The organism is Ensifer adhaerens (assembly GCF_002940685.1).
Lineage (GTDB): Bacteria > Pseudomonadota > Alphaproteobacteria > Rhizobiales > Rhizobiaceae > Ensifer > Ensifer adhaerens_E.
On sequence record NZ_PNFP01000046.1, the window covers coordinates 1 to 3,009 of the forward strand.

3 protein-coding genes and 1 pseudogene are annotated in these 3,009 nt (G+C 58.4%); 1 reads left to right on the top strand and 3 read right to left on the bottom strand.

All coding sequences use genetic code 11. The annotated features are described in order from the left end of the window. From C1A35_RS37175 to istA, 3 genes are all read right to left on the bottom strand, one after another. On the bottom strand, positions 1-105 hold a 105-nt coding region (locus C1A35_RS37175; protein WP_158665290.1), incomplete at its 3' end, for a helix-turn-helix domain-containing protein. 48 nt (positions 106-153) lie between these two features. Beyond that, positions 154-945 (bottom strand): IS21-like element helper ATPase IstB, encoded by a 792-nt coding sequence (istB, locus tag C1A35_RS35495; protein ID WP_104668900.1) that lies wholly within the window; start codon positions 943-945, stop codon positions 154-156. Beyond that, positions 942-2,240 (bottom strand): IS21 family transposase, encoded by a 1,299-nt coding sequence (istA, locus tag C1A35_RS35500; protein ID WP_034804431.1) that lies wholly within the window; start codon positions 2,238-2,240, stop codon positions 942-944. The genes istB and istA overlap by 4 nt, the downstream gene beginning before the upstream one ends. Before the next feature lie 307 nt (positions 2,241-2,547). Here istA and C1A35_RS35505 point away from each other — a divergent pair. Then, positions 2,548-2,752: pseudogene (locus C1A35_RS35505) on the top strand (IS1595 family transposase); the annotation flags it as partial. Positions 2,753-3,009: the final 257 nt, after the last annotated feature.

The following is a 3,009-nucleotide window of genomic DNA, read 5'->3' on the forward strand; positions in this document are numbered from 1 at the left end:
GCGCCGGATCTCACGATAGATCGTCGATCGATGACGACCAAGTTCGCGCGCCATTTCTTTGATCGGCAGTTTGCGTTCGACAAAGTGGAAGATATCAAGCGTCATCGTGAACTGGTCCTTAGGCGACACGCAAATCTGGTCCGCCACGGGTGTTTAGTTACTCTCCATACCGGCTGCCGTCGTGGACTTCTGTAGAAGCCCGCTACGGCGCTTTTCTCGTAGCCTGTAGCTGTCGCCACGGATTGTGATGACGTGGCTGTGATGCAGCAACCGATCAAGGATAGCAGTTGCCACGACGGGGTCGCCGAACACTGTTCCCCATTCTCCGACACTGCGGTTGGAGGTGACGAGCATTGCACCCCGCTCGTAGCGCCTTGATACGAGCTGGAAAAATAAGTGGGCTGCATTGGGCTCGAGTGGAAGATAGCCAAGCTCGTCGATGATGAGCAGCTTGGGCTTGGCGAGAAACCCAAGTCGTTCTTCCAGGCGTCCTTCGCCATGTGCTCTCACGAGCGTTGCGACCAATGCCTGCGCCGTTGTGAACAACACCGTGTAGTTTTGACGGATGACCTCTCTTCCAAGCGCAATCGCGAGATGGGACTTCCCAACGCCAGGTGGACCGAGCAGCAGCAAGGCATCACCATTTGCCGCCCAACGGGCGGTGGCGAGTTCTCGTATCTGTTGCGGATCGACACTGGGCTGCGCCTCGAAATCAAATCCCTCGAGATCTCGTGCATGCGGGAAATGCGCGATCTTCATCGCCATGATGATGCGTCTCTCGTCCTTCCTTGCAATCTCGCGTTCGCACAGGAATGCGAGCGTCTCGCGAATGGTGAGATCCGCGCGCGAGGCTTCGTCAAGAAGGTTGTCGAGCTGGTCGCGGATGGCGGTGAGCTTCAGCCGGCTCAGCCAGCCGATCAGCGTGTCGTGATCAACTGCCATCACCATTGCCCTCCGATCAACCGCTCATATTCCGACAATGGGCGAAGAAGTTCGGGCAGCTTGGGAGCGGGCGGATCGGCCTGCGCGGCTTGCTTGACAGGCATGCCGAAGCCGCTGACGCCGACAAAATGGGCGGGATCCGTCAGGCGACGATGACGCCCATGTGACTCGGCGTGGCTCGCGACAAGCTGACCAGCATGGAATACGCGGACCTGGCCACCGCTGATCGTCACCTCGACAATCTCGCCGATGAGCCGCCACGGGACTGAGTAGGCGTTGGTGTCGACCTCAACGGCGCAATCGGCGTGGACCTTGCGCAGCAGTTCTCGGATCTGACGAAATGGCGGCCTGCCATTTAGTGGGTGTAGCGTCATAGCTTCGTCGCGGACAAAGCGCTCAAGTGGTGGTTCGCCTGTCGTGCCATGGCATCGAAGATCGGCAACCGTGCGCATCCACCACGCAAGGTGCAGGTGAAGGCCTTCCATGCTGTCAAAGCTGTGTCCGGCAAGTGCGTTGTGCTTCACATACCCGACGCCTCGCTCGTCCTTGCCTTTGGTACGAGCCCGGTATGGTGCACATGCGCGAGGACGGAAGTCCCAATAGCGGGAGAAGGCATGCAGCCGATCGTTGAACACGACCTCGCGGGTCACCGCGTCGTGCCGTGTTACCAATGCCGCAGCATTATCGAGAAGGACCTCGCTTGTGACACCGCCAAAATGCCTGAAGGCTGCCTCCATCCCATCGAACCAGGCAGACTGACGGTCGTGGAGAAACGCCGTCGCGTATGTGCGACGCGAATAGCCAAGCGTTGCCACGAAGATGTAGACGCGGACTTTCTCGCCTCCGATCTCCATTCGCTTCTCGCCAAAATCAATCTGTATCTGATGGCCTGGCGGTGTCTCGAAGCGCATCGTCGCTAAAGCCGATGCCGCCAACTGCTGCCGATACCCCGCGACCGCTCGCTCAACCGTGCGCAGACTGACCTCAATGCCGAGTTCTCGAGCCAGATCCTGCCGCACGACATCAGCATTGCCGCCATGGCGAAAGAACCGCTCACGGACCCACGCTTCATGCTTCGAGAGCTGCGTTTCCCGGCGGGCTCGCCGATACCCGCGCCAGCCACCCGTCTCGATGTATCGCTGTACCGTCGTGCGCGAGCATCCCAGCTCCGCCGCGATCCGCCGCGTGCCCCACCCCAGCTTCTTGAGCCGCAGCATCGCAGTCACCTCGTCCGGTTCGAGCATCGCTTCTCTCCGCGCCAATCTCGCGGAGATCTTCGTACCTGTCTCAACGTCCATTAGTCCCTCCTAAGGTCTGAAAGGGGGACCAGTTTTAGGTGTCGCGACCGGACCAGTTTTACATGTCGCCTGACAGAAGAGGCGGCGTCGATCGGCCAGATTCAGCTGCGAATAGCGTCGGGACATGCCAAAATCTCCAAGAGGAAACCATTGAAATCATTGGCATGTCGCACTTCGAATTAGAATGTACCCCCCCGTTACAGAAGATCGCATAATGTATCGGGCCCTTATCAACCAAAGACAGCAAGAAGCTTGATGCTCAAGGGTTACCGTGTGATTCTTCGGACATGATCCGAAGGAGATGAGAATGTCGGAGACGCTTGCAGCGCTTACCACCATTCGGACCGCGGAAGATATGGTCGTGGCCTTTCACGAGGAGGAAGCAGTGTCGGCGATTTCTGGAAAGCATGGTGTGGCCGGCCGGGAAAACCATAAGGGCGCGAAACATTGCGCGCGATAGCGACGAAGCCGACTGTCTCGCTCGCAAGGCGCTCTACCTCTATATGAACGGTACCCGCAGCGCCTGTGAACTCGAACTGCGGTTAATTGATACATCCCGGCAGTCGAGCGGCTGGGAGCAATCATCGACGGCGGTCGGAACTCAGGTGATAGACGTGCTGCCGGATTTATCGGCATGGGCGCGAAGCCTGACAGCATCGCCTGACGAAGCACACGCTCTCATGGAAAGAACGCTAGGGTCGAAACCCAATCAAGCAATTGATCGAATTGCTACTGCATGATTCACTGCCCTGGCTAACGGGAGTTTTGG